The 19,719-nt window shown below is 49.2% G+C and carries 12 protein-coding genes; 8 read left to right on the top strand and 4 right to left on the bottom strand.

Going from position 1 to position 19,719, the window contains the following annotated elements; all coding sequences use genetic code 11:
- Window positions 1-175: 175 nt before the first annotated feature.
- The 5 genes from ACSTTG_RS12430 (at window position 176) to ACSTTG_RS12410 (ending at window position 6,024) form a co-directional block, all read left to right on the top strand.
- Complete coding sequence (locus tag ACSTTG_RS12430; protein ID WP_438456817.1) at window positions 176-1,183, top strand: putative 2-aminoethylphosphonate ABC transporter substrate-binding protein; 1,008 nt, start codon at window positions 176-178, stop codon at window positions 1,181-1,183.
- A 286-nt stretch (window positions 1,184-1,469) separates the two neighbouring features.
- Complete coding sequence (locus tag ACSTTG_RS12425) at window positions 1,470-2,606, top strand: putative 2-aminoethylphosphonate ABC transporter ATP-binding protein (RefSeq protein WP_438475039.1); 1,137 nt, start codon at window positions 1,470-1,472, stop codon at window positions 2,604-2,606.
- Between the two features lie 10 nt (window positions 2,607-2,616).
- On the top strand, window positions 2,617-4,329 hold the full coding sequence (locus ACSTTG_RS12420) for a putative 2-aminoethylphosphonate ABC transporter permease subunit (protein ID WP_438475082.1): 1,713 nt from the start codon (window positions 2,617-2,619) through the stop codon (window positions 4,327-4,329).
- Between the two features lie 76 nt (window positions 4,330-4,405).
- A complete protein-coding gene (phnR, locus tag ACSTTG_RS12415; protein ID WP_438456820.1) occupies window positions 4,406-5,110 on the top strand; it encodes a phosphonate utilization transcriptional regulator PhnR in 705 nt (234 codons plus the stop codon).
- Between the two features lie 11 nt (window positions 5,111-5,121).
- Window positions 5,122-6,024 (top strand): EamA family transporter, encoded by a 903-nt coding sequence (locus ACSTTG_RS12410; protein WP_438456821.1) that lies wholly within the window; start codon window positions 5,122-5,124, stop codon window positions 6,022-6,024.
- Window positions 6,025-6,126: 102 nt separating this feature from the next.
- Here the strand turns inward: ACSTTG_RS12410 and ACSTTG_RS12405 are convergent, their stop codons facing one another.
- The 4 genes from ACSTTG_RS12405 to ACSTTG_RS12390 all read right to left on the bottom strand — a co-directional run bounded on the left by ACSTTG_RS12405 (window position 6,127) and on the right by ACSTTG_RS12390 (window position 14,624).
- Window positions 6,127-6,849 carry a helix-turn-helix domain-containing protein gene (locus ACSTTG_RS12405; protein ID WP_438456822.1) on the bottom strand — a complete coding sequence of 241 codons (723 nt, stop codon included), beginning with the start codon at window positions 6,847-6,849 and terminating at the stop codon, window positions 6,127-6,129.
- A 311-nt stretch (window positions 6,850-7,160) separates the two neighbouring features.
- Window positions 7,161-9,437 (bottom strand): agarase, encoded by a 2,277-nt coding sequence (locus ACSTTG_RS12400; RefSeq protein ID WP_438475038.1) that lies wholly within the window; start codon window positions 9,435-9,437, stop codon window positions 7,161-7,163.
- A gap of 126 nt (window positions 9,438-9,563) precedes the next feature.
- Window positions 9,564-11,924: an FAD-dependent oxidoreductase gene (locus ACSTTG_RS12395; RefSeq protein ID WP_438475037.1), complete on the bottom strand. Its 2,361-nt coding sequence runs from the start codon at window positions 11,922-11,924 to the stop codon at window positions 9,564-9,566.
- 474 nt (window positions 11,925-12,398) lie between these two features.
- On the bottom strand, window positions 12,399-14,624 hold the full coding sequence (locus ACSTTG_RS12390) for an FAD-dependent oxidoreductase (RefSeq protein WP_438475036.1): 2,226 nt from the start codon (window positions 14,622-14,624) through the stop codon (window positions 12,399-12,401).
- A gap of 751 nt (window positions 14,625-15,375) precedes the next feature.
- Here ACSTTG_RS12390 and ACSTTG_RS12385 point away from each other — a divergent pair.
- From ACSTTG_RS12385 to ACSTTG_RS12375, 3 genes are all read left to right on the top strand, one after another.
- Window positions 15,376-16,965 (top strand): MFS transporter, encoded by a 1,590-nt coding sequence (locus tag ACSTTG_RS12385; RefSeq protein ID WP_438456826.1) that lies wholly within the window; start codon window positions 15,376-15,378, stop codon window positions 16,963-16,965.
- 12 nt (window positions 16,966-16,977) lie between these two features.
- Window positions 16,978-18,414 carry a sulfatase family protein gene (locus ACSTTG_RS12380; RefSeq protein WP_438475035.1) on the top strand — a complete coding sequence of 479 codons (1,437 nt, stop codon included), beginning with the start codon at window positions 16,978-16,980 and terminating at the stop codon, window positions 18,412-18,414.
- Between the two features lie 171 nt (window positions 18,415-18,585).
- On the top strand, window positions 18,586-19,551 hold the full coding sequence (locus ACSTTG_RS12375; protein WP_438475034.1) for an aldose epimerase family protein: 966 nt from the start codon (window positions 18,586-18,588) through the stop codon (window positions 19,549-19,551).
- Window positions 19,552-19,719 lie beyond the last annotated feature (168 nt).

Here is a 19,719-nt window from a genome sequence, read left to right as displayed (position 1 = left end):
GTAGATGCGGTGTTTTCTTGCATCGTGCGCTGAATAAAACTGTCATAATCTGTTTTAAAACTGCCATCAAGCGTTCACAAAATCGTCACATCCCCAAACTAGTGTAATTAGCGTTATCTGGTACAGACCAAATTTACGGACGAACAAACTTACACAATCTTTATTGGAGAAGATAATGAGCAACCGTTTTGTTAAAGGTTCAATCGCAGCCCTAGTTTCTCTACTAGCGACTAACGCATTTGCAGCACAAGAAGTAACTGTATACACCGCGTTTGAAACTGACATCCTGGCGAAATACAAGAACGCATTTGAGAAAGACAACCCAGATATCTCAATCAAATGGGTACGTGATTCAACAGGTATCATGACCGCTAAGCTACTGGCTGAGAAAGACAACCCACACGCAGACGTAGTATGGGGCCTAGCGGGCTCTTCAATGGCTCTGTTGAAGAACGAAGGTATCCTATCGGCTTACACTCCAAAGGGTGTTGAGAACCTACGCGCTAGCCTAAACGACCCAGAGGGTGAGCAGGCGTGGTACGGTAATGATGCCTTCTTTAACGCAATCTGTTTCAACGAAATCGTGGCTAAGCAGCACAATCTGCCAATGCCAACTAGCTGGGATGATCTGACAAAACCTGAGTACAAGGGCCACATCTCAATGCCAAACCCAGCCTCATCAGGTACAGGTTACATGCAGGTATCGGCATGGCTGCAAAACATGGGTGAAGAGCAAGGTTGGAGCTACATGCAAAAGCTTGATGACAACATCGCTCACTACACGCACTCAGGCTCTAAGCCATGTGTTGAAGCCGGTATGGGTGAGGTTGCGATTGGTATCTCTATGGCCAGCCGCGGCGCACGACTAAAGACGCAAGGCGCACCACTAGAGGTGATCACGCCAGCGGGTATCGGTTGGGAATCTGAAGCAGTAGGCCTAGTAAAAGCGTCTGACGCAGCCCAGCGTGTTGTTGATTGGTCTATCTCAAAAGCGGCAAACGAGCTGTACGTAGAAATGTACCCAGTGGTTGGCCACAAAGAGGTTGAAGCGACCGTTGCTCACTTCCCAGATGTTGAGTCAAACATGGCAGAAATGGACTTCGGCCGCATGGGCAACGAGCGCGCTGACGTACTGAAAAAATGGGCAGCCAAGTTCGACGCGAAATCTGAACCACGCTCTTAAGGTTCAGCGAACCTAGATAATACAAAGGCTGACGCGAGAGTGTCGGCCTCTTTTTTTAGGTGCGAGGCGCGGGGACGGGCTCCGCCCTACGAGGAGCGAGTAGTCTCCATTCGACTGAAAGTTATTGGGTGTGACGAAACTCTAACGTTCGCCAAACCCCTCGCTCCCCGAAGCAACGCGTCCCCGCCCCTCGAACCTTTCTTAACCGTTTTGATAAAAAACTGTCACCCCAATGCAATATTACACTTCTAGTATTGGTATATACCATGTCAAGGAGTGTCGAGAGATGACCACCCAACCATACCTGAATATTGAAAATGTAGTGAAGCAGTTTGGCCAGTTCACTGCGTTAAAACAGATTTCTCTGGCGATTGAAAAAGGAGAGTTTGTTTGTTTCCTCGGCCCGTCTGGCTGTGGTAAGACAACGCTTCTGCGCGCGATTGCAGGCTTAGATCTACCGACCTCGGGCGCCATTTCACAAGAGGGGAAAGACACCACATTCCTCCCACCAGAAAAACGCGACTTCGGTATTGTGTTCCAGTCTTACGCCTTGTTCCCGAACCTAACCGTGCAAGACAACATTGCCATTGGTCTTAAGAACCAAGGGATGCCACACAAAGAGGCGATGGAGAAGGTTGAGTATTGGTTGGATATGATCGGCTTGCCAACCTCGGGTCAGAAATATCCGAGTCAGCTGTCGGGTGGTCAACAGCAGCGCGTGGCATTGGCGCGCGCGCTGGCCCTATCACCAGGCCTGTTGTTGCTGGATGAGCCTCTATCTGCTCTGGATGCGAAAGTGCGTACTCACTTGCGTGAAGAGATCTGCCAATTGCAACGCAAGCTCGGCATCACCACCATTATGGTAACCCACGATCAAGATGAGGCGTTGACGATGGCGGATCGCATCGTGGTGATGAACCATGGCGTGATTGAGCAAGTCGGCACACCGGAAGAGATCTATCAGCAGCCAGCCACGCGCTTCGTTGCCGAGTTTGTCGGCAGTATGAACTTTATCGAAACCTCAGTAGTGAGCGATAGCCAGGTGCGTATTGGCGAAAGCCTGATCAGCAAGCCAACGCTGGACAATATCAAGCTTAGCAGTGGTGATTACATTGATATCGCGGTGCGCCCCGAGCAGATCCGCTTCGTGACGGATTACAACAACGCAGTGCCAGTGAAAGTGGTGGGCGTTGAGTTTCTAGGCGCATTCTGCCGCGTAGAGTGCCGCTTGCAAGACAAGCTCGACAGCAAGCTCATTTATGTCGATATGCCAGTGCGCCAGTGCAATGAGCTCAAACTGATTCGTGGTGATGTGCGTTATATCGCATTCGACCAACAGGGCCTGCGTGGCTATGTCAGACAAGAAGTGGTCAGAAACGACGTCAACGCCGCTGATTCAGCAGCTATTCGCTCAGCAGCATAGGGAAACGATTATGGAAATCACATCAGTGAACACCAGAGCCGTTTCGTCGCGCTCTTGGTTCAATCGAGTCAGTAAAGACAACCTAGTGTTGGGCGGCTTCCTGTCGTTGCTTTCGGTGTCCATGGTTCTATTTATCTTGATGCCGCTGTGGGCGATGCTGAAAAAGAGCCTGCAAAACTCACGTGGCGAGTTCGTGGGACTGGAAAATTTTGCCACCTACTTTGCTTCTGATGCCTTGTGGCGCTCGGTAGAAAATACCTTTACTTTGGGGCTTTTGGTCACGGTTGTCGTGACGACGCTCGCCTTTGGCTACGCGTATGCGATCACCCGCTCGTGCATGCCGATGAAGGGGCTATTCCAAGTCTTGGGCACCGCGCCAATCTTGGCGCCATCATTGCTGCCCGCGATCAGCTTGATCTACTTATTCGGTAACCAAGGTGTCGCGCGTGAGTTGCTGATGGGGAATTCGGTTTACGGCATTATTGGTATCTCGATGGGCCTGATTTTCTGGACTTTCCCTCATGCACTGATGATTTTGACCACCTCGTTGCGCACCTCAGATGCGCGCTTGTATGAGGCGGCGCGTGCGCTGAAAACCTCACCGCTGAAAACCTTCTTTATTGTCACCTTGCCTGCGGCTAAGTATGGCTTGATCAGCACGCTGATTGTGGTATTTACACTGGTGGTGTGTGATTTCGGTGTGCCTAAGGTGATCGGTGGTAGCTATAACGTTCTAGCCACCGATATCTTCAAGCAAGTAGTTGGCCAGCAGAACTTTTCGATGGGTGCCGTCACCAGTATCTTGTTGCTGCTTCCTGCTGGTTTGGCGTTTGCGGCGGATCGTTGGGTGAAGAAAAAGCAAAAAAACCTGTTTGATACCCGCTCAGTCGCTTACCAGCCAGAGCCTAATAAGGTGAAAGACACACTCTGCTTTGTCTATTGCAGCCTGATCTGTGTTGCGGTGGTGGCCGTGTTGGGGATGGCCGTCTACGGCTCGCTAGTGACATTCTGGCCTTGGAACAAGACCTTAACCCTTAATAACTACAACTTCTCAGAGATGAGTACTTATGGCTGGGCGCCATTCTTTAACTCTCTCAAACTGGGTTTTTGGAGTGCGATTGTCGGTACCGTGGTGATCTTTACCGGCGCGTACTGTATTGAGAAGGGGCGCGCGTTTGCACCTGTGCGCCAATTGATGCAGATGCTCAGTATCGTGCCGATGGCCGTTCCGGGAATGGTATTAGGTTTGGGTTACATCTTCTATTTTAATGATGTCAACAATCCGCTCAATGTGCTGTACGGCACGATGATCTTCCTCGTCATCAACACAGTGGTACACTACTACACGGTGGGGCATATGACGGCGGTCACCGCACTCAAGCAGTTGCCGGCAGAGATTGAAGCGACGGCGGCGTCGGTGAAGTTGCCTCAATATAAGTTATTCTTTAAAGTGACTTTACCGGTTTGTATGCCAGCGATATTAGATATTGCCACGTACATGTTTATTAATGCCATGACCACGACATCGGCGGTGGTGTTCTTGTACTCGACCAATACCATTCCAGCCTCGGTCGCGGTGCTGAATATGGATGATGCCGGTCAGACGGGGGCCGCGGCCGCGATGGCGGTGATGATCATGTTGTCCGCAGCGTCGGCTAAGCTGCTGCACATGACACTGGGTAAGTGGATAGAGAATCGTACTCAAGCTTGGCGTAAGCGCTGATTCACGCCTCTCACGTATAAAAAACATCCCTGCTTAAGCATGCGTTAAGCAGGGATAGATAACTAAGGATACACAATTGCAGTACGTAAAAATTAAAGACGTCATTGTTGAGCAGATTGAATCTGGTATGTTAGCGCCAAGGCAAAAACTTCCTGCAGAGCGCAAACTAGCCGAGTCTTTTGATACCACTCGAGTGACCCTGCGCGAAGCGCTGTCGCTGCTAGAGTCTGAGGGGCGCATTTATCGAGAAGATCGCCGTGGCTGGTTTATCTCGCCAGAGCCGATGGTGTATGACCCAACGCAAACGCTGAACTTTATGAATATGGCTCTAGCGCAAGGGCGCAAACCAAGCACTAAGCTGCTCAGTGCCAAGACTATTATTGCACCTAAGCATGCGGCGAGTATGCTTGACTTAGCCCCTTTCTCAGAGGTGCACCGTATTCAGCGTGTTCGCTCATTGGAAGAGCGTCCAGTCATGTTCGTGACTAACTATATTCGCCCTGAGCTGTTTCCTAATCTGATGGATTATGACCTGTCCCTGTCACTGACCGATATCTACCGTGAGCACTTTGGCGTGGTCTATTCGAAGATAAAGTACCGCGTCAGCACCAGTTCACTGCTTGGCGAGACGGCGCAAGCGTTGCGTGCGACATCGGGTACCCCTGCGATGGTGGTTGAGCGAACTAATTACAGCCAAACCGGTGAGCTGATCGATTGCGATATTGAATATTGGCGCCACGATGCCATCAGCATCGAATCTCTGGCTGAACTGAAAAGATAAGTCTCCGCTTTATGTCATTTTGGGCGTTTTTTTTGGTCGTGATTTCGGCCTTCCTTCATGCTGGCTGGAATATCCTCGGTAAATCCAACCAAAGCTCTGGTCCAGCGTTTTTCCTTGCCTCAACCGGTGCGGCCGCGAGTCTGCTTACGCCGTATTTGATCTGGTATCTGGCGACGATTGGCTTTGATTCGCTACCGATGCTGTTTTGGCAACTGCTGCTAATCAGCGGCGTATGTCAGATGATCTATTTGGTCGGTCTGGCCTACGCGTATAAGCAAGCTGATATTGGCGTGATCTATCCAATGGCTCGCGCCTTGCCAGTGTTGATGGTCGGTTATGGTACCTTCTTGCTCGGCTATGAGCTGAGTTTGTCGCAGTGGCTTGGCTTTATGGTCATTACCTTAGGCTGCTTATTGGTGCCCTTGACCCGCTTTAGTGAGTTAAGTATCAAAGCCTATCTCAATCTAGGCGTCTTGTGGGCCTTGGTTGCTGCCATTGGCACCACTGGCTATTCCATCGTGGATAAAGAGGCGTTAGTTCAGCTGAACCAAGTGGCTGCTGCACTGTTGAGTGACTCATACTCAGCGATTTTCTATCTTGGGATGCAGTTTTGGGCGATGTTTTTCCCGCTGATTATCTGGGTATGCTTGTCGGGTCATCGACAAGAGCTCTCCAATGCCATCGCGATCATCAAGCCATCAGCAACGGCTGGGGTGATGATGGCGACAACCTATGGCTTGGTACTCTATGCGATGACCATGACCGACAATGTCAGCTTAGTGGTGGCGCTGCGCCAAGTCAGTATTATTTTTGGTTTGCTGATGGGAATCGTGTTCTTGGGTGAGCAGTGGTATCGCACCCGTGCAACCGGTGTTGTTTTGATTGCACTGGGCTTGGTGTTGTCATTGAGTTAGGTGCGGCTCTGAATAGTTCACCACGACGCCGTCAATCTTAGCATCACGTCGTGGTGAGCAGAGTCTCAGAAAGTTAAAGATAAATCCCCACCTAAAACTGGTTTATGCCTCAACTTGGCTGCTTGCCTCAACAATATCGGCGACCAAACCTTTCAACTCGGCAAGGTAGCTTTCAACCTCAGATTCAGAGATATCTAAGGCCGCAAACGCAATACCGGCGGTCAAGCCTTGCACATTGACCAGTGCACACATGTTCGAGACCTGACCTTCTTTGCCGCGGTGAACCAAGACACCGTTTTCTCGCACACCAGGGACTTGGGCGAGGAATTTCTCTTGCTGAACGTCGTCGAAGCTTTGGATCTGCTCTTGAATATTGTCATCAGAGCTGACGGCGAGTAGCGCTTGTCCAATACAAGAATCCGCAACATCGACCAAGTGATAGCCACCAATACCCTCGGCAGGCTCTTGCTCTGGCATAGCGTGGTACATATACACCACAGAGTTGCGCCAAAGCAAACCAACCGCAAGGATCCGGTCGTTGTAGTTATTGTGCATCGCCACTTTTACGGCGGCTCTAAATAGCGGTGAGGAGTGATAACTCTGCGCCGCAAGCAGTTGAACACCCGGTCCACAAGTGTATTTTCGCTGAGAATTTTGCTCAACCATGCCCATCAACTTCAATGTTCCTAACAGGCGAATCACCTTGGTTTCGTTGATACCGAGTCGAGCAGCAAGCTCCTTTGGACCTACCGGGGACTTACTACTAGCCAACTCCTGCAAACACACGATGCCATCGATGACGCTTTGATTCACTTGTGCAACCACATGTCCCTCCAACGGACGATTAGATAGACTGCTAAATATACAGACTAAGGGTATGTTAAGTCTAGAGATTGCTTCGCAGAAACGAGAGGCGAGATTCGAGAGGCGAGGAGTATCCCACGCGCGGTAAGAATAACTAAAAATCGAAGCATGCTCGATGAAAAAGTGTGTGGCAAAGAGTTCCCGCAAACACCTCTCGCCTCTCGCAGCAGAGCGATCTCGCTTCTCGCCTCTTTCCCCGAGGGAAAAAAAAGAGCCCCTTCAGCGTGGACGAAGAGGCTCTTTGACTTGATAGGATTTGTTTTCAGCGAGTTTTATTGTGCTTGGAAACGGCGCGTATAGATTTGCGAGTTTAGCTCTTTCGCAGCATCGATAAGTGGGCCGTAAGGAACATCGGCAACGCTGACAAAACCGACGTTGTAGTTTTCACCATCCCATGCACGACCCGTTAGAGGCGAGTCAATGTATTGGAACCAGTGAGTACCAACAAAGTAAGGGTTGTCGATAGCACTGTTCACATACTCTTGGTACTTCTTACCGCGGTCAGCTTGTGATTCTGCCATGATAAGGCCAGGGTTAAGTAGACCAGAGTCCATCGAACCATTGTGGAACTCACCAATGATACTTGGCATATCGATGTCTTCTAGGAACGCCCAGTATGGTTGATCCAGGCCTTCACGGTAGTAGTTGTAGCTCATCACATCAACGTATTTCGCAGCCGCTTGCAGCGTCTCTGGCGTCATTGCCCAGTGTGCGAAACGAGGACCTAGGTACATGTGGTTTGGCATGTGACGATCCATTGCCTCGCGTACGGCCTTGAAGTACGCCTCTGCGTATTCCACTGTCAGGTCTGCAAGGTCTGCAACCACAGCTGGCGATAGGTTGGTGACCTCAAGTGGACGCTCAAGGGCCTTCCAGCTTGCAAGCTCAAGATCCCATGCCTTGTTAAAGGCGCTTAGCTGAGGGTATTTCTTCTTCAGCGAGCTAACCATTTGTGCTTTTAGCGGGCTGTCTTTCGCATCCAGTGCGAAGCCGTTGATCACGATGCCGTAGCGACCTTGGACTGACCAATCTGCGCCCCAGCTCTTCTCGTTATCAATAAATACCCCAACACACCATGGGTTGTCTTGCACCTCTGCCGCCACTTGACGCACGGTGGCATCAACGCGCTCAACAAACAGTGGGTCGAAGGTATCTGGCATTGGGCCCCAGTGGTCATTACCAGAACTTACTGTCTTAAAGTCACCGATAACCCAACCGTTAGCGAAGTAAGGTAGGCGGTCCATCTGGTAGAACTCTGGATCAACCCAGTTACCAAATGAGGTAAAGCCCCATGTGTGCATACGCTTGATGGTTTTATCGCGCCATTGCGCCATTAGGTCTTCTTCACCCTTGTGATCAAACTTACGCGACAGGTTTTCGCGGTAGAAACTGTACGTTTCACCCTGTTTGACAGGACCTTTGTGCACCAAGCGACGATAGCCATAGCTGTCCGCTTCTGGACTGTCATACTCTGGAAGCCAGGTAAACATATTGGCGCGCATTGGAGAGCTGACGAAACGTGTACCCCAAGCTTTTTCTGGTACACGGTTTAGGCCTTCTGAGTCCTCCGGCGTGTTATCGTCGGCGGCACGTTGGTAAATCTTTTTAGGGTCAAAGTCGTAACCGGTAACGGTTGAGGTGTTCGACATACGGATGTTGGCGATACCATTGGACCAGAACAGATAACCTTCTGGGTCGACCATGGTCCATTGACCCTTGTATTTCTCGACGCGGTAGTAGCCTGTCGCTTCCAATTTTGGACCATCAGCCCAGCCGTTGAACTTAGAGCGTGAAGCGATTGGTTGATCGATAAGCTCGGCTTGCTCTTTGGCAGAGACCTCAAGCAAATGTTCCATGCTATTGATCTTGTACGGGAAGTCGACCTTGGCATTTTGACCAAACTTATCGACCAGACCCACTAGGTATTCAGGATCGAAGTCTTTTGGCTCAACTAGGCGAAGGTTACTTACACGCAGGGTCTTATCTTCAAGTACACCTGAGATCATCACGCGCACTTTACTGATTGCGCTCATATCCAGCTCTTTGCTACCCGTACGCCAGATAGTCTCGACGTAGTCGTGAGACCAGCTTGGTGGATCGCTGCGGATGCCGCTGTCGAGCTCTAATGCCGGAACTTTGAGCTCCATCAGGTAAGAGTCTTTGCTGTTGGCTGGGATCACGCGGCTGCGCAGTTGGAAAACACCGTTCGCATCATGCGTGTAAATGTAGGCGTGCACAGACGAGTCTAGCGGGTTTTCAATATCCAGAGCCAAGGCCACAGTCTCTTTGTTGCTGAAATCCCAAGGCGTTTCTGGCTCAAACGAAAACGAGGCATCGTGGTGGTTCTCTGACAGTAGATTCACCTCAATCCAAGGGTCGCCGCTTTTCATCTTGGCTTCTGCGTTCTGCAGCGTCAAGATGGAGCTCAATGAGCGGTTGAACAGCGCAGCTTCTGCCGCTGTATCGGTGGCACCTGCAATTGCTTGGCCGGACAAGCCGACGACGCCTGCGATGGCAAGAGTCAAGCAATTAAACCTTCTTTGTTTCATATTATTTTCCTTAAATCACTGCGTCAGTTTGAGCTAAAACAGCGTGTTAAACTGACAAATTAAGCGCAAATTAATCCCTATAAATCAATGAGCACAAACTAGGTTCATGCTCACCTTTTATTATTCTTAACCTCTTACCTTCACTTCATACAGGCCAACTTGGTCGTTCATTGAGCTCAGAAGTTCGACCCTGATCTTGCGTGTCGAGACAGGTTCAATCGCATGCTTGACACATTTTTGGTAGTTGCCTTCCACGCTCACTACTGGCTTAAACTCATCGTTGTCGAGGTAGCTGATGCGGTAGCTTTGGGCGATGTAGTCAAGGGTCGAGTTGAAGTTCTCGTACTCAATTCTTCGCGTCAGATCGGCGGCAAACACCAGTTCAATCTGGCTAATATCCACTTCGCTATCCCACTCCAGCTCAACATAAGGCTGAGCGTCGGCTTTATCAGCTAGCCATAGGTGCGGCAAGCCATAAGGACGGTTAAAGCCGTTGATGACATTGTCGGCTTGATAAACGTCTTGAGCCGGTGTGGTGCGGTAACACGCAGTCAGAGGGGCGCGCTGCCAAACCTTGGGTGACATCTCAAGGGTTTTGTAGTCGACCTCGTTTTCGGCAAAGTTCTCTTTCGAACGGAACATGATGCCGGTTGGCTGCTCGCGGCCACCAATCGCTAGTGCGATATCGGTGTTGGTGACCAACTCGACTAGGACGTAGCGTTGCTCGATTTTGATATCAGCCGGTAGCGTGACCCAAACAAAGTTATCGTTCTTATCGACATTGACCTTACCGCTGAATACGCACTGGTCTGGACCATAGTTTTCGGCCTTTTCCGGCAGGTAGATATTGTACTCAAGGGCGGTGTTGGCTTTCGCTCTGAGCAAGATCTCTACCTGGTCGAGCTTCTCGACGACTGGAATCGACAGGGCAAGGTTTTCATCCAATCGTTTATCCGAGTCAAAGCCTTTGTACAGCTCGTACATCACTTTTTGGAAAGATGGACCGACTTCGGTGGTTTGCGACTCTTGCTCTTTAAGCTCGCGAACTTTCGGGATCAAGTGCTTTAACCCGCTGTCAGTGAGGACTTTTTCCAAGTCGACCTCAATCGGCTCGTTGTAGCCAAGCGCTGCGTGCGAGCTGGCTGTTACTTTGGCTTGCGGCGCAATGTCGGTGGCATCTTTGCGCTGCTTACCCACGATATATTGGTCAGCGTTTAGCAGCTCTTGTTGCAGCTCTTCTAGGTGATCGGTGTAGATATCACGCGGATTACAGTCGTACTTATGACATAGCGCCGCCGCCATACCCACGGCCTGACCTAGGGTAGAGAGCGTCGCAGTCACACGCGCTGAGCCAAAGGCGACGTGCGAGGTCGACATACAGCGACCACACATAAACAGGTTGCTGACGTTCTTTGAGTAACCACAACGATAAGGGATCTGGTAGATGCCATTAAAGTTGATGTGCTTGTTAACCAAGTCTTCGTCAAAGAAGCCCTTGATCGCATGCAGGTCAATGTTCCAGCCGCCGTGACCTACCGTATCAACGTGGTCGGGTTGAATGATGATGTCTTTTTCTGTCAGGATGTAATCACCGACTAGGCGGCGATATTCACGCGTGCCTGGAATACACGCCATGTATTCGATATCGTAGTTTTCCGATCCTGGGTATTCGCCACTGTTCTTAATATGGTCCCAAATACCCCACACTAAGCTCTTATGGTCACGGATGATCTGTTCACGGTCAAAGACATGGTCATACTCTCCACCGATTTCGTAGTACCACTTAAAGAGATCAAAGCTGTCTTTTGGAATGATACGACGGTCAAGAACATCAGATTCGGCGAGGTTAAATGCGGTCTCTGGTGCTTTGAACGGTACTTCATGGCCTGCGTCGAACGCATGGAAGGTTAGAGTCGAAGGGATAACGTATTTGTCCGCTTCCTCTGGGGCAATATTCTCATCGAAGGTTTTTGCACCTTCACGACCGAGCATAAACTCTGCCCCGGACATTGCGCCAAGCGCACCGTCACCGGTGTCGTCGATAAACCATTTCGCGTTGAAGTGGTAGCGCGTCTCGGTGGTGTTTTGTGTCCCTGAGACTGAGACAATCGTATTGCCGTCGGTTTGCGCTTCATCCACACAGGTGTTGAGGAATACCTCGATATTTTTTTCGCGGTTGATAAAGTCAATCAGCACGCCATCAAAGGTGTAACGGCTGCGCTTGATCGGCGTTCTGTTTTGGTATTCGGTGAGGATCTCTGAACAAATCCCGCCCTCGCGCGAGTTGAGGTTGAGCTTACCACCATCACAAGCTCCGTCGACCGACACGCCAATCTCAGCACTAGTGTTACCGCCAAGCACACCACGATCATTGATCAGCGCGACTTTTACCCCTTTACGCGCCGCTTGGATAGCCGCACAAATACCTGGAAAACCCGCCCCAACAATGACTAGGTCTTTATCAATTACTCTTTCTCTAAACTTCATAACTATCCCTACTTGAAAGATGTTGTTCGTTTTTGACGACGTTGTCGCACATTGAATGTCAACGGATTGATATCGTTATACCTAGGTTACCTGCGGCTATAATAGCATTCCGCATCCAGTATAAAGAACTCGCTCAAGTAATCGTCTATGCACAGGTCACAAACGTGATATCCGACATGTTTTGAGCCAAGCAAAATACAAAATAACGATTAAGGTCAAATAATCATCATCTACCATTAACAATTTGACATATAAACGCGAGCGAATTACTAACTCAGTTCGTTTGCTGTTCACTTAGAAATAATCTAGCCCGCTAATGTCATGTTTATTTATTAGGCTGGTGGTTATCAGCCTTAATAGTTTTCCCGAAACAGTGTTCTTTAATTAGAACGCTATAAATAAAATTTATTTTAATTATGTGGTTAATATTATTCGTGCGACATCAGTCAGGAACAATATTAACCACAAGAGCGATTAGTGTATTGTGATACCGAAGATACCAAAGTAATCACTTCCCCAAGACTCCAAAACTCGAATTGAGATTTTATCGGTAGAAGCACAGTTCAATGGCAGCTTGACGATTGACTGATAGTTGTTATCGACCTTGTGTATCTGAGCGCCATTTTGGTCAATCACTTCAAATGACTTCACATTACAAGGGAAGGCATTAAATTTATGTGGTTTAAGCGTTTCCAGTGATTGGTTGAGGTCACTGTCAAAGTGCAGGGTTAGGACCTTATCTTTTAGCTCAACACTCTGCTCCCACTCAAGGTGCAACGCATTGTGTGCATCGACTCGATCAACCCAGCAGTTTGACTGTGTGGTTGGTCGATACGGGAAGGATTTGACGTGGCTCACAGGGAAGATATCTACCTCACGGTCAAAGGAAATCGCGATATTCGAGTACGGCAATCTCTGAGTACGCCAGATAGTAAAGTCTGGGATATTGTATTCTGCATCAAATGTCTGCGTATCGTCCTCACCACGATAAACCGTGATGATTGAACTGATGTGCTCAGATGAGGCGCCCACCTCTACGTCTGAGTTTTGATTAAATGCGATGTAGATGTACTCATCGCTCTCGATATTCAGGTTCGGCTCGATGTGTAGGCTCGATTCGCCTTGTTGCACCTTAAGCGTTGATTCAAACACGGCAAAGCTTGGTGTGTAACCCGGTCCTTTGGTTTTGAACACTCTCACGTCAACGGCGGTCTCTTTTTGCGCGCGAACCGGTACGGTAAAGGCGGGTAACTGGCCACTTGGGACTGGCATTAGCACTGCGTAGTCATGGTTAAGTGGGAAGTACTCACCTTGGTGAGTGAGGCCAGTAAACTTAAAGCTGCTCGATGATTTGAGCGTTGCGCTTTGAACCAAGTCCTCTTGGTCCTTCGGAAGAATATTCGGCACAAACTGACCCGTACGCATCAAGCGGACATGCAGCTTTTCGAGGTTCTCTTCGCGAATGATATCTTTCGGCAGCAGGTTGTTCTCTACACACACAGCGGCGGCAACCCCTGACGCTTGGCCACACAGCGCACCCGTGAGCATCACGCGAGTACTGCCAAATGCAATATGCGACACTGAGGTCAAGCGACCACCAATCATCAGGTTACTGATATTGCGGCTGTATAGGCAGCGGAATGGGATCGGGTAGATGGTTGGCATGTGCCATTGGAAACACGCCTCATAGTTAGAGAACATGCCATCAGCTGGGTGAAGGTCAATCGACCAGCCACCATAGGCAACGTTGTCCGGATGGTTGTGAGCGTTCATCACATCGTGTTGATTCAGAACATAATCACCTAAGAAGCGGCGGCCTTGTCGCTTGCCAGGGATAGAGCCCACCCAAGCAAGGTTTTTGGTTTTGGCTTCAGGGAACTTGCCCGAGTTTTTGATGTAATTCCAAGTGGTAAACAGCGCTTTTCTCAGCTCGAACTTAATAGTTTCATTTTCATGAATCGTGTCTAGGCGACCGCCGTACTCAAGCCACCAGAAGTGACAGCCCTCATCAAGCAACTTAATGTCTTTATAACGTGGTAGACAGGTAATGTCGTCATAGATGTAGCCTGGCGGGGTGTAGTGAACCTCTTTCCCGCACTCCTCGACCTCAAACATCAGCGAGCTGCCGAGTTTGTCTCCGTAGCTCTCATCGCGAACCATAGTCTCGTTGTATAGCTCTTTTTTCTCAGGCACATCAATAAAGTCTGCCCCGGCGGCAAAGCCGAGGATACCGTCGCCAGAGCAGTCGCTGTAAAGCTTGGCTTGGAACTCATAGCGGGTTTCGTTTGAGCTGTTGTAACCCAACACCGCCACAATTTGATCATTATGAGTCTCCACATCACTGATTGCGGTGTTGAGAAACAAAGAAAGGTTGGGCTCGGCCAGCACTTTCTCAAGTAGGATGTCATCATAGATATAGCTATTGCCATCGGGGTTGCGATGGTTGTTTTCAACCAGGATCTCGTTGACCACGCCACCTTCACGGCTCCACTTATGGTTTGAATCCATATGTGCCGTCGCGCCCAGTGCCCATACGCGCACCTCTGATGAGCTGTTACCACCTAATACCGGTCTGTCTTGGACTAACGCCACCTTAATCCCTGCTCTCGCGGCTGCCAATGCAGTACAGACGCCGGGCAGCCCGCCGCCGACGACGACGAAATCAAACTCGAGCTGCTCTTTCCTTGTTCTACTATTCACCATAACTACCTAATACTTCAATTCCAATAATGCTATAATAGCCTTTTGCTCCTTGTGATTGCTATAGTAGCACTTTGAACTGTGATTTGGATCGATGATTGGTCTACCTGTTAGCCAAAAATTATGCGAATGATCATATTTTGCGTCGCTATAGATGACATTTTTGTTCAATCAGCTTCAAGATCGGCCTTTGGTTGACAAGAGAGACCATCAGGTAACTTCACACCGCTACCTTGTTAAGGCTAGTGAGGTGACTAGGTGAGTGTCTTTTGGTTTGGTTAGGGAAGCAGCTTGTTGAGAGTTTTTCGCTATGGTCACTTATAGTGACGGACGAACTAAAAACTGACTCTCGATAATAAAGATGAATACAACTAATCGCTGTAAAGAGAACTCGGCATACTAATTAAGTGACATTAAAGAGAGTATTGATAAAATATACCATTCCTGCCCAAGGTTTATGGCTTACTGATTCGGTTTATAATTGCAAATTCATTTGCCATTTTTGCATTTTGAGTGCTGACAAGTCGTTATCATTATTTATGTTACACACTGGTTGATTCGCTTTTATTGCAATATTTGGAGACTGTTTTCAGACTATTTTGTGACCATTGTAATCGTTTTACCTAGGTCGGAGCGAAATAGTGTGCCAAGTGTCACATTGGCGCATATGACCGATATCTTCACTCAACGATTCCGCATAGAATGAACCCAAATGCTATTATAGCATCTTGTTTTGATATGGAGATTGTATATGCTGGCAGCATACGGGAACGTCATAAAATATGTGTCAATTGTTATATTAGGGGGCCTGGTCTTTGGCTTGGATGCCGGGATCATCGCGGGGATCATTGGCTTTGCAAGGGCGGAATTCGCGCTCGACGACTTGCAAGTCGGTATGCTGGTTGCCGCGCCAGCGCTGGGCGCTATCTTTGCCCTGGCGATATGTGGCCGTATTGTCAACACGTTTGGCCGTAAGAAAACCCTAATGGGGATTGCGTTCCTTTACTTGGTTTCTGCCATCGCTTCCACCTTTGCACCTAACTATCACTTCTTAGTCATGGCGCGTCTTCTCGGTGGTATGGCGTTCTGCTCGCTCAGTACCACAGCGCTTTATACCGGCGAACTCGCACCTTCAAAGGTTCGAGGCAAATTGATTGCCTTTAACCAAGTCTTGGTGGGGATTGGCTTTTTTGCCGCGCACAGTGTTAACTATTGGTTTATCCAGCTGGTGGATGACAGTTCGTTCTTCTTTAATACCCACAATGTCTGGCGCTCGATGTTTGCCGTGGAAATTCCATTGGCGCTTATGTGGTTCCTGTTGCTATTTAGAATTCCAGAGTCTCCTCGCTGGTTGATGTACAAAGATCGCGTTGAAGAGGCGAAGAAGATCATTGAAAACGTTAACCGTCCAGAGGATGTCAAAGAAGTCATCGAGGGCATTAAAGACAGTATCGCCAAGGCGGCGTGTAACACCACCACCACGCACCAATTCAAGCTGTTCTTCTCGCCGAAGATGCGCAAGGTTCTGCTTTTGGGTTTGGGCTTAAACTTTATTCAAACCTCTAGTGGCGCCGATGCGATCAGCTATTATTCTCCAATCATTTTCCAACAAGTTGGCCTTGGGCAAGACTCTGCCTTTATGCAAGCCGCGATCTTGGGTCTGCTGGGCGTGATCATGTCTCTGGCTGCCGTGTCTGTGGTCGACAAATTTGGTCGTAAGCCAATCTACCTCACCGGCCTGTCGGTTATCGCCATCAGTTTGCTGACCATGTCGTACTCTTTCCACAAAGCAGAGTACAAGTTTACTGATGAAAATATCGCCAAAATCGAAGACATTATCTCTGATGAGGCAGCGCTTGAAGATGTGCGTGGCATGACACTGACTTCGGATAAAGAGTTTAAGCAGGTGGCGCGTGCGCTATTTGAACAGCGCGACTATGACCTGTACGAAGGACGTATCTTTAGTGCCTTTATCGAGATTAATGCGCTAGCGGTAGTGATTGCTATCTATGCCTTTAAAGCGGCTTACTACTTCTCACTCGGCGCCTTGATGTGGGTACTACTCTCTGAGATCACACCGAATGCTATCCGCTCAGCGGCGATTCCATTCTTCTCTATGATGACCAGTGTGTTCGCCTTCTGTGTGCAAAAATACTTCCCAGTGGTGTTAAGCCAAGCGGGGGCTGCAGGGACCTTTATGTTCTTCGCTACCTGTGCCTGCCTCGGGGTGCTCTTTATCACGCTATTTGTTCCTGAGACTAAGAACAAATCGCTGGAAGAAATTGAATCTTTAGTGACTAGAAAATCTAAGCGTTTGGAATATGCCAACGCGGCAGATTAAAAGGAATTTGTAATGAAAAAGCCTAACATATTGTTAATGATGCCAGACCAGCTTAGGCCAGACTTTTTGGGAGCTTACGGCGCGGACTTTCTTAAGACGCCGGCGTTAGACACCTTAGCTGAGAAAGGCACGGTTTACACCAACACCATCTCACCATCACCGATGTGTGTGCCTGCGCGTGGCTCGCTAATGACGGGCCTGAGCCCAGAGGGCAACGGGGTGATCGATAACTTGTCTTGGATAAGACCCGATCACCGCGAGATGAACATTTTTACTTGGCCTGAGATCCTGCAGCAAAACGGTTATGCCACTGCAGCCATCGGTAAGATGCACTTCTACCCTTGGGATGAGAGCGAAGGCTTTGAAACCCGAATTATCTCTGAGGACAAGCGTCATATCTCGGTTGAGGATGATTACTATGAGTACCTGCAGTCGGTTGATGGCAAAAAACTTCATGGTAATGACCTGAAGGGCTATGACGAGTTCAAAGGTGCGGCGGTTAATGAGCTTGCTGAAGAGCACCATATCGACCGCTGGGTCGGTCGAGAGACGTGTAAGTACCTAGAGTCACGTGATAAGGATAAGCCGTTCGCGGTAATGGTTGGTTTCCCCGGGCCACACTGTCCATACGATCCACCGGCAGATGAACTATCGCGTATTGACCCTAGCAAGATCCCAGCGGCGAATCCGCCGACGTCTGAGAGTCAGGATCACTATGAGCAGATCGTGAATGCTTACACGCGTGATTGGGCCAACACGGATATCCGTGATTTGACCGATGCGGAAATCCGCAAGATCCGTCATCACTATGCTGTTCTTGTTGAGCGTATCGACGAGGACGTGAAGAAAATTTTGGCGACGCTAGAGCAAACTGGTGAGCTGGACAATACCGTAGTGATCTTCTGCTCGGATCACGGTGATTATCTGGGTGACTTCAAGATGCTGGGTAAAGCGCCGTTCCATGAGCCAAGTATTCGTATTCCGATGATCGTGCGTGACTACCGTGCGCAGGATGCAACGACGCAGTTTAACGATAACTTGAAGAATATCTCTGACTTGTTCCCAACCATCTTGACTTACGCAGGTTGTGACATCCCGAAAGTCGATTTGTCGGGGCAAGATCTTGCAGAGGATGATGAAGACAGAATCATTATTGGTGTCACCACCTATGGTGTGATGGCGCGCTCTAAGCACCACAAGTTGGCGATTTACAACAATGAATCGATGTCATTGTTTGATATCAGCAAAGACCCAGGTGAGAGCAACAACCTGATCCATGACAGTGAACACGCTGCAATCCGAAATAAGTTGGAAATTGCCTTGGTTCAAGGTCTGGTGAAGGGGCTTAAAACCAGTAACTATGACAAGAAAGTCAATGAGTTCTCATCGACTGGCTCAAGCTCTTTCCATGAGCGAGGCTGGGAGCGCACCTACCCAACTTCGTATTAAAGAACACATGCTAGCTTAGGCTACTCCACCTGAGTTGGCGTGTTTTAGGCGATGGGATCCGCATTACGTCCCATCGCCTAACCCTCTTCACGGCACCTGCTGATAGTCATCTCTCCATTCAACATCCCCAATATCAGTCGCGGCTGTGCATACTAAGGATGTAAATAGACAATGACGGACCTCTCCTTTGGTCGTTATAAAGGCCTAGATTCGATTATTTTGACCACGCCTCAATTGCGAGCCGAGTGGTTACCCACCTACGGCAGTAAACTCTGCTCACTCAAGGTATTATCTTCAGGCGAAGAGATAGAGTTGCTCTATCAGTCCCCTGAGCAAACCCTCACACTGCCCCCCTATGGCGCCAGCTTTGCCGATTTTGACATGAGTGGCTTTGACGAGTGTTTCCCGACGATTAAAGCTTGCACCCTGCCAGGGAGTAAACACGCTATCCCTGATCACGGTGAGGTATGGGCACTGCCTTGGGAGTGCGAGGTAGGGGACGAACGCCAGCTTCATTTTAGTGTCACCAGCCCCCATTTTGGTTACACGCTACGTAAGTCGGTTAAACTCGAGCAGCATTGTCTCGAGAGCCACTATCAATTGAGTTTAGATAACAACGCAGCGCCGCTGCCGTTTATGTGGACCCCCCATGCCTTATTCAAGGCATCACCGCAGACACGTATAGTGGTCCCGTCTCACCTGCAATCCGTCATCAGCGTCTGTGACACCAGCCCGTTATTAGGCGACTTTGGCGCGCAGCACCCATGGCCACTAACCAAGACGCCATTTGGCGAGTATGATCTAGCGCAGATCGCGTCAGCGCAATCAGCCCTGTGTGATAAGTTCTATTTTAATCAGCGATTGCGCCAAGGTGATGAGTTTGGCTTTGAAAATGAGCAAGTCAAAGTAATGATGAACGTCGACCATCGCACCGTACCATGGTTGAGTATCTGGAAGAATCAAGCTGGGTTTCGTGGTCACTACAATTTCGCCCTGGAGCCCTGCACGGCCGCGTTTGATTCGATTGCTGAAGCGGCATCAAACGCGCAGTGTCAGATTATTGAGCCTGGAGAGTGCTGTGACTGGCACTTTAATCTCAATACCTTGGTTGAGGGGGGCGAGGGGCGGGGACGCTAGCGCTACGGGGAGCGAGGGGTTCTATTGTCGCGAGAGGTGCCCCGTTAAACAGAATATTTATCAAGACACCCATAACTAGTAGTTACCAAGACACCCATAGTAATTCATTAGGTTGCGGGCTTTGAAGCCGTATTTATCAGGACACCCATAGTAATTCAACGTAGAAAT

The sequence above is a fragment of the Vibrio glycogenivorans genome, from assembly GCF_051660965.1.
GTDB lineage: Bacteria > Pseudomonadota > Gammaproteobacteria > Enterobacterales > Vibrionaceae > Vibrio.
The sequence above is the reverse complement of the archived record's forward strand: the minus strand, read 5'-3'. Positions and strand labels throughout refer to the sequence as shown.

Coding starts and splice junctions, on each gene's coding strand:
- ACSTTG_RS12430 (WP_438456817.1), top strand. CDS start 176: ATGAGCAACCGTTTTGTTAAAGGTTCAATCGCAGCCCTAGTTTCTCTA.
- ACSTTG_RS12425 (WP_438475039.1), top strand. CDS start 1,470: ATGACCACCCAACCATACCTGAATATTGAAAATGTAGTGAAGCAGTTT.
- ACSTTG_RS12420 (WP_438475082.1), top strand. CDS start 2,617: ATGGAAATCACATCAGTGAACACCAGAGCCGTTTCGTCGCGCTCTTGG.
- ACSTTG_RS12410 (WP_438456821.1), top strand. CDS start 5,122: ATGTCATTTTGGGCGTTTTTTTTGGTCGTGATTTCGGCCTTCCTTCAT.
- ACSTTG_RS12400 (WP_438475038.1), bottom strand. CDS start 9,437: ATGAAACAAAGAAGGTTTAATTGCTTGACTCTTGCCATCGCAGGCGTC.
- ACSTTG_RS12395 (WP_438475037.1), bottom strand. CDS start 11,924: ATGAAGTTTAGAGAAAGAGTAATTGATAAAGACCTAGTCATTGTTGGG.
- ACSTTG_RS12385 (WP_438456826.1), top strand. CDS start 15,376: ATGCTGGCAGCATACGGGAACGTCATAAAATATGTGTCAATTGTTATA.
- ACSTTG_RS12380 (WP_438475035.1), top strand. CDS start 16,978: ATGAAAAAGCCTAACATATTGTTAATGATGCCAGACCAGCTTAGGCCA.
- ACSTTG_RS12375 (WP_438475034.1), top strand. CDS start 18,586: ATGACGGACCTCTCCTTTGGTCGTTATAAAGGCCTAGATTCGATTATT.